Origin of the sequence: Microcystis sp. M090S1, assembly GCF_020246295.1 — a bacterium.
Taxonomy (GTDB): domain Bacteria; phylum Cyanobacteriota; class Cyanobacteriia; order Cyanobacteriales; family Microcystaceae; genus Microcystis; species Microcystis aeruginosa.
The window spans coordinates 1-6,714 of sequence record NZ_JADBTF010000405.1; the positions used below are offsets into that span (position 1 = coordinate 1).

The 6,714-nt window shown below is 44.1% G+C and carries 6 protein-coding genes; 2 read left to right on the plus strand and 4 right to left on the minus strand.

The window, feature by feature from the left end; all coding sequences use genetic code 11:
• Positions 1 to 174 (minus strand): DUF2887 domain-containing protein (locus IM477_RS17940; protein WP_287730651.1); only part of this gene is annotated, 174 nt, incomplete at its 3' end.
• A 640-nt stretch (positions 175 to 814) separates the two neighbouring features.
• Positions 815 to 1,900 carry a class I SAM-dependent methyltransferase gene (locus IM477_RS17945; protein WP_287732900.1) on the minus strand — a complete coding sequence of 362 codons (1,086 nt, stop codon included), beginning with the start codon at positions 1,898 to 1,900 and terminating at the stop codon, positions 815 to 817.
• 267 nt (positions 1,901 to 2,167) lie between these two features.
• On the opposite strand from IM477_RS17945, the gene aqpZ reads away from it, so the two are divergent.
• Positions 2,168 to 2,929 carry an aquaporin Z gene (aqpZ, locus tag IM477_RS17950; protein WP_232023686.1) on the plus strand — a complete coding sequence of 254 codons (762 nt, stop codon included), beginning with the start codon at positions 2,168 to 2,170 and terminating at the stop codon, positions 2,927 to 2,929.
• Between the two features lie 37 nt (positions 2,930 to 2,966).
• On the opposite strand, the gene tsaE is transcribed toward aqpZ, so the two are convergent.
• On the minus strand, positions 2,967 to 3,437 hold the full coding sequence (gene tsaE / locus IM477_RS17955; protein WP_012264480.1) for a tRNA (adenosine(37)-N6)-threonylcarbamoyltransferase complex ATPase subunit type 1 TsaE: 471 nt from the start codon (positions 3,435 to 3,437) through the stop codon (positions 2,967 to 2,969).
• A 340-nt stretch (positions 3,438 to 3,777) separates the two neighbouring features.
• Between tsaE and IM477_RS17960 the strand changes: the two genes are divergently transcribed.
• A complete protein-coding gene (locus tag IM477_RS17960) occupies positions 3,778 to 4,977 on the plus strand; it encodes a lipid-A-disaccharide synthase-related protein (RefSeq protein ID WP_287732901.1) in 1,200 nt (399 codons plus the stop codon).
• Here IM477_RS17960 and IM477_RS17965 read toward each other — a convergent pair.
• A complete protein-coding gene (locus IM477_RS17965) occupies positions 4,974 to 6,554 on the minus strand; it encodes a glycoside hydrolase family 3 N-terminal domain-containing protein (RefSeq protein ID WP_287732903.1) in 1,581 nt (526 codons plus the stop codon). The genes IM477_RS17960 and IM477_RS17965 overlap by 4 nt on opposite strands.
• Between the last annotated feature and the right edge of the window lie 160 nt (positions 6,555 to 6,714).

Here is a 6,714-nt window from a genome sequence, read left to right on the forward strand (position 1 = left end):
AGGCTGATTGGGTGTATCAGGCAAAAAGACTCCATCGAGACGAAAGGACAATTGTTTAACTTCCACCGAGGAGAATTGATAAGAATTGGCGGTTTCGGGGGGAAGGTTCAACAAATCAAAGAAACAAGCGGGAAATCTTTGCAAGAGTTGATAGAAAATACTGTCAGTTTTCACAGAATTAAACTCAAAAAGATGGCTCTAGTTTAGCAGAAGTTTTTTATTGTGTTCTTCAGTAAGCTCCTGTTTTTGAGCAATTGGGATGACGAAGTAAAAGCTTTTTCGGCAAATTGTCCCCAATTAAGAGAAAGGTTGCGGGATTTTCGGGGTTGCCGATTTTTACTTGATGGCTACCGGCAATTGTATCAATTTGTCAAAGTTTGAACTTTTCCTATTCTCTTTGAGTTGCTTGTCTAACCTGTTCGATCTCTAATTCTAAAGCTTGTCCTATCTGTTCAAAGTTTAATCCTAATGCCAATAAACGCTGCTAATTCAGCTTCTTGTCTGTCTTACTCCAAAGCTTCCTGATACACTTTAGAGGGTGTGGGGTGTAGGGTTTTACCGATTTTCAGGGGGTCAATTAAGCTTAGACGCACCTAAGTTACATATCTTGATAATTCAAAAAACTCTCAACCGCTTATTCCTTCTGCCTTGCTAAAACGCTTCTAAGATGCGTTTTAGCTTACCTAATTTTCAGGGAAAAAGTACCTGAATTTTCCCCCCTGATCACTGCAATATCTGGCACTTTTTGATTTTAAACAAGCCTAAAGATATTATCCAACAAGGTTTTTATATTTATTCAGTAAACCTTAATTAATTAGTCCTTGAGCAGTGCGATACATTGGGCTAAAGAAGCGTTAGTTTTCAGTGCTTGCGGGTTAATATGGGTGGCGGCCGCTCGATAACCTTGTTCTAAGAGATCTGCAATTAAATCTTCCTTTTTTGGTAGATCTAATTTCCCCCTTCTACCAATTTCCCGAAAGCTATAAAAATAGGGAGGAAAATCGTTTTCTTCCCTCATTATTTCTAACAATTTAACTACCTTTTTCCACTGCCATTGATCGGCTAAATCTGCCATCTTTTCTAGATAAAGGCGATCATGTAAACTGCCTAACCACAAGGGTCCGGTTAAAGTTAAAGGTTGCCCGTCCCCAGAACAAACTATCTTGCCTAACTTCGGCCAAGGCACTGATTGATATTCCCCGCAGCTATGACAATAACCGAGAAAACCGTAGTTATGACTATTTAATTGTCTATTAGCTGTTAACCGCACCATCACCCGATAACTTTGACCAAAAAAGAAGGAAAAAATCGGCGTAATTCCTAAACCTAACCGGGCCGATTCTAATTGCAAACCGGCGATAATTAATCTTAATCCCTGTTCGTGGGCAGCCGGATGATTGCGAGCATAGGCTCCATAATCAGCTAAACTATTTTCTAGATTATGACCCGTCAGCGTCCGTCCATCGGTATTAGTTAGATAAATTAAACCCCCGATTTTAGTGGCTAAAGGAATAGCACTAAACAGAGATGCAGGAGAACCAAAAGCATCAATATCAACTAGATCGTAATGGTCTTTTTTAAGATAACATTCTAGGAGAACTTCTTGAGCAGATTTATAGGTTATTTTCCCTTGTTTCTGTTGTAATAAACTCTCTAAATTAGCGGCTAAAGTTGGCTTAATTTCTGGATTACCATCATTAACCCACAGCCAATCCGCACCACTTTCTAACCAATACCTGAGCGCTCGCACACCAGAGCCGCTCATTACCTCTAAAACGCGCAAACTTCCCCGCTCTTTTTGGGCAATTGCCGCCGCTAAAACTCCTAAATCTCGGACGATTTTACTCTCCGGTCGATAAAAAGTATTGTTGATATTAAATATCGCTTTTTCTTCCTGCATCGATCATCTCACAATTAGCACTCGGCGGAAAGGGTCAGACACTGCCAAAATCCATCAGACATCAAGATAGAAGTAAATCTAAAGAAATTGTGAAATTATCAGAAATTCCCGATTTTTTTACTATTATATCCCTAAAAAGCTGATAGTTTCCCCATGAGAACGGCAAATTGAAGGTAAAAAATAACTATTTTTTAATATCTTATAACAGTTTAATCCGGTCTGATGGGAGATAACCTAAAAGCAAAATCATTCAACCTTGATATAGAGATGAAAAAGTATCTAGCAGAGTTCATCGGGACCTTTTGGCTGGTTCTCGGTGGTTGCGGTAGTGCCGTTTTAGCGGCAGTATTTGTGGGTAAAGCCAAGAGTGTCGTAGATGGTGCTGATTTTAATATCCATCTGGGGATTTCTTTTGTGGGTGTGTCCCTTGCCTTCGGTTTAACCGTCCTCACTCTTGCCTACGCTTTAGGGCATATTTCGGGGGGACATTTTAATCCCGCCGTTTCCTTCGGTCTCTGGGCAGGTAAACGCTTCCCCGGTTCGGAACTACTTCCCTACATCATCGCTCAAGTTTTAGGGGCGATTTTAGCGGCAGTAATTATCTACATTATTGCCAGTGGTCAACCCAGTTTCGCTCTGGGAGGCAGTAACCCTCTGGCCACCAATGGTTACGGAGAACATTCTCCCGGTGGTTACAGTTTATTCGCCGCTTTGGTCACGGAAGTGGTCTTGACCTTCATGTTCTTAATCATCATTTTAGGCTCTACCGATCGACGCGCTCCGGCCGGTTTTGCTCCCATCGCTATTGGTTTAGGATTGACCTTAATTCACTTAATTAGCATTCCCGTGACCAATACCTCCGTTAACCCCGCTCGTAGTACCGGTGTTGCTCTTTTATGCGGTAATATGGCTCTCGTTGGTCAATTATGGTTATTCTGGATTGCTCCCATTGTTGGGGCCGTGGCTGCGGGTTTCCTCTACAATAGTTTCTTTGAAGAAACTTTAGAAGAAAGGCGAGTTAGAGAATAAGTGGAAAGTTACCGCTAAAGTTTGATTGCTTCAAAAGTCAAGTGCTGATAGCGATTCCTGTGGGGTCGCTATTTTTTTCGTCCCCACCGACAAAATTGAGCAGCGCTCGTCGTCCTTGCTCGCCTCGATCGAGTAAAGTAATCTCTAGATAATTTTCTGGCAAAAAAGTTAAACGTTCCGACCATTCGATCGCCACTATCCCTAAATCTACCTCGATTCCCTGCCAATAATTTTCTAGGTACAGCGCCTCGATATCTTGACCCTGCAAACGATACAAATCCAAATGATACAAAGGAAGGCGGCCTTCGTTATATTCGTTAACGAGGGTGAAGGTAGGACTAGCTATAGGCTCTTGAATACCCAATCCTAAGCCAATTCCCTGTACTAAGGTGGTTTTTCCCGCTCCCAAATCGCCTTTTAATAAAATTACACTGCCAGAGGCCAAGGTTTGCCCCAGTTTTTCCCCTAAATTGACAGTAGCTTCTCGATCGGGTAAGTCGATAATCATTTTTTCCCGTTAGGATGCCAATTAATCACTTGATTCTAATATAGCGATCAGAGCAGGTTTCTGACCTTCTTGGCTCTGGGGGGCCAAATTTGGTCTTTTGATCGAGAAAAATAGAAGCAGTTAAACTAATCTCTTATCTCTTAGTCTTGACCTTTGGTCAAATGGTCGCTATCAGGGCAGAGATAGGCGATCGGCGAAACCTTCTGGTAGATTAGACTAAATGGGAGTTGGTTAACTGCTTTTATAAAATTGATTGTTCCCTAACCATCAGCATTGTCTAGGGTCGAGGGGAATAAAACAACCGAAGTTTAGGACTTTAAGCCAGAAGTTAAGAAAAACAGTGAAATTATTATTTTTGAGTAATGGCCACGGTGAAGATGAGATCGCGATCCGGATTATTAAAAGACTGCAATCATCTCCCCACTGTCCGGGTATTACTGCTTTACCCCTAGTGGGTAACGGTTATGCTTATACTCGTCTGGGGATTCCCCTTCTCGATCGAGGTCAAAAAATGCCCTCTGGGGGTTTTATCACCAGGGATGCGAAACAATTATGGCGAGATCTACGGGAGGGATTATTAGGATTAACCTCCCGTCAATACCGTCTGGTCAGAAATTGGGGCCAAGAAGGGGGAAAAATTGTCGCGGTGGGAGATATCTTACCCCTTGCCCTTGCTTGGTTGAGCGAGAGGGATTATGCTTTTGTGGGAACGGCTAAATCGGAATACTATCTCCGGGATGAGCAGGGATGGTTAGATAGTAGCTCGATGATCGATCGCCTCTGGGGTTCCTATTATTATCCTTGGGAACGCTGGTTAATGGCTCATCCTCGCTGTCGGGGGGTTTTTCCCCGGGATAGTTTAACTAGCAAAATTTTACAACAGTGGTCAATTCCCGTTGTCGATGGGGGTAATCCGATGATGGATGACCTTTTACCCGCGATAACGGGCGATTTTCCCCAAGATTGCCTAAATATTCTGCTGTTACCCGGTTCGCGCTTTCCCGAATCTCTCCACAATTGGCAGCAAATTATCGAGGCTGTGGCCGCCATTATCGGACGTTTTCCCGATTATAAGCTGGAATTTTTGGCGGCGATCGCTCCTTCTCTCCCCCCGGAATCTTTTACGGCTGCTTTAATTTCCCGGGGTTGGCGAGAACATAGCACAAATAAGTTTATTTGTCAAGAAGTATTTATAACTATTTCTCAAACGGATTACGCCGAATATTTAGGCCGTTGCCATCTGGCCATCGCCATGGCGGGAACTGCCACGGAACAGTTCGTCGGTTTGGGTAAACCGGCGATCACGATTGCGGGGGCCGGACCACAATTTACTCGCCATTTTGCCAAACTGCAACAGCGTTTATTAGGCTGTTCAATTCTCTTAGGCGATAGTGCCGAGTCAGTAGCAGACAAGTTAGAATATTTATTACAAAATCCCCCACAGTGGCAAGAAATCGCCTTTAATGGTCGTCAGAGAATGGGGTCAGCCGGTGCCTCCGATCGCATTGCCCAATGGTTACTAGGCAATTTTTGCCCTTAAAGAAAAGTATCGGTCTGATTTTCGCCGCTAGTTGGCCACTCAAAAATAGTTTCTAGGGCAATTTTTTGGGCGCTTGGTTGTTGTCCGTAGCTGAAAAGATAGGGAATTTCTGCGCTTTGTTGACGAAACCACTGGAAAACGTAGGGACTACCATAAACAATCAATGCTTGAATCTGTCCGGTTTTCAGCAAAGCTTGATAGATAGCTTTCGTTTCGTCCCTTAATCCGGCACTACCCCGAAAAGGATTACCACGGATAAATACTTGTAGGAGAGTCGTTTCTGGGGAGACGAGGGACTGATTAAAGGTGCTACGGTCGATTATTTGCGTTTGATAACCCCATTGTCGGGGAATTGTCACCGCCGGACAAGAGCGATCGAGAAAGTCACAGTTGAGTAAATCATCCATAATGATTAAATTGCGGCCTTGAGTGGCTTTAATCGGTAAATTAGCGCTAACTGTTTGGGAATCTTTTAAAATATCGCTGACAATCTCTAGAGCTTGCGGTGCCGCTAAACTGCTTAAGGATTCTAAGGATGGCTGTCTTTGCCCCAATTTCTCTTTTGCTCGTTGAATACGTTGCCAAGAATCATTAATTCTCGCTTCGCTAATTGTACCCGCTTGCACGGCACTATACACCGCTTCGATCGCTTCGATCGGATCGGGTGGCATTAACAGTATATCGGCCCCCGCCTGTACCGCCCTCACTGCTATGGCGGCAGCACTGGCAATTTTGGTTACTCCCCCCATAATCAGGGCATCGGTGACGATTAAACCCTGAAAACCGAGATTTTGGCGCAGTTTTTCCCCGAGAATTTTCGAGGAAAGAGTGGCGGGAAATTCGGCATCCCAAGCGGGAATTAACAGATGGCCTGACATAATACTATCAACCCCCGACTCGATTGCTGCTTGAAAGGGCGGCAATTCGATCGCTTCTAGGCGATGATGATCGTGGTTGATGATGGGAAGATCGAGATGGGAGTCATTGCTGGTGTCACCGTGGCCCGGAAAATGTTTGGCCGTGGTCAAAACTGGATAGGAATCCGCCCCTAAAATAAAAGCTTGAGCTAGATTAGCGACGATTTCGGGAGTTTCAGCGAAGGAACGAATATTGATAACAGGATTGTCGGGATTATTGTTCACATCGACAATTGGGGCTAAAATCCAGTTAATCCCGATCGCTAGTGCTTCCTTAGCGGTAATTGCTCCCATTTCCTTAGCATATTCTGTGGCTTTTGTCAAGCTTTTTTCGGCTATTTTTCCTAAAGCCATCGGGGGGGGGAACCAAGTAGCGCCGGAAAACCTTTGGCCGACTCCCTCCTCGATATCGGCGGCGATGAGGAGAGGATTATCGCTGGACCAACTTTGTAATTGTTGGCTACGGAAAGCGATTTCGGCGGCGCTGCCTCCTAATAGAATCACCCCACCGAGGTGGAGGGTTTCTAACCAATGTTTCAGGGTGGCGTTGACAGGTTCCCAGACAGGATAGCGGATTTGTTGGTCAAAGAGATAGCCGGAAGCGCGGACTACTATCATCTGACCAATACGTTCTTTTAGGGATAAAATGCGATCGCTCACTATTCAGTTATCAGTTATCAGTTATCAGTTATCAGGTTTAAGTTTTAAGTTCCCAGTGTTGTCTAAATTTAGTTATCCTCTACTGATCACTGTTCACTGGTCACTGATAGCGGAATCGTCATCTTCTGGGGGTCGATCGCTTTTAATATGATCAAGAAGG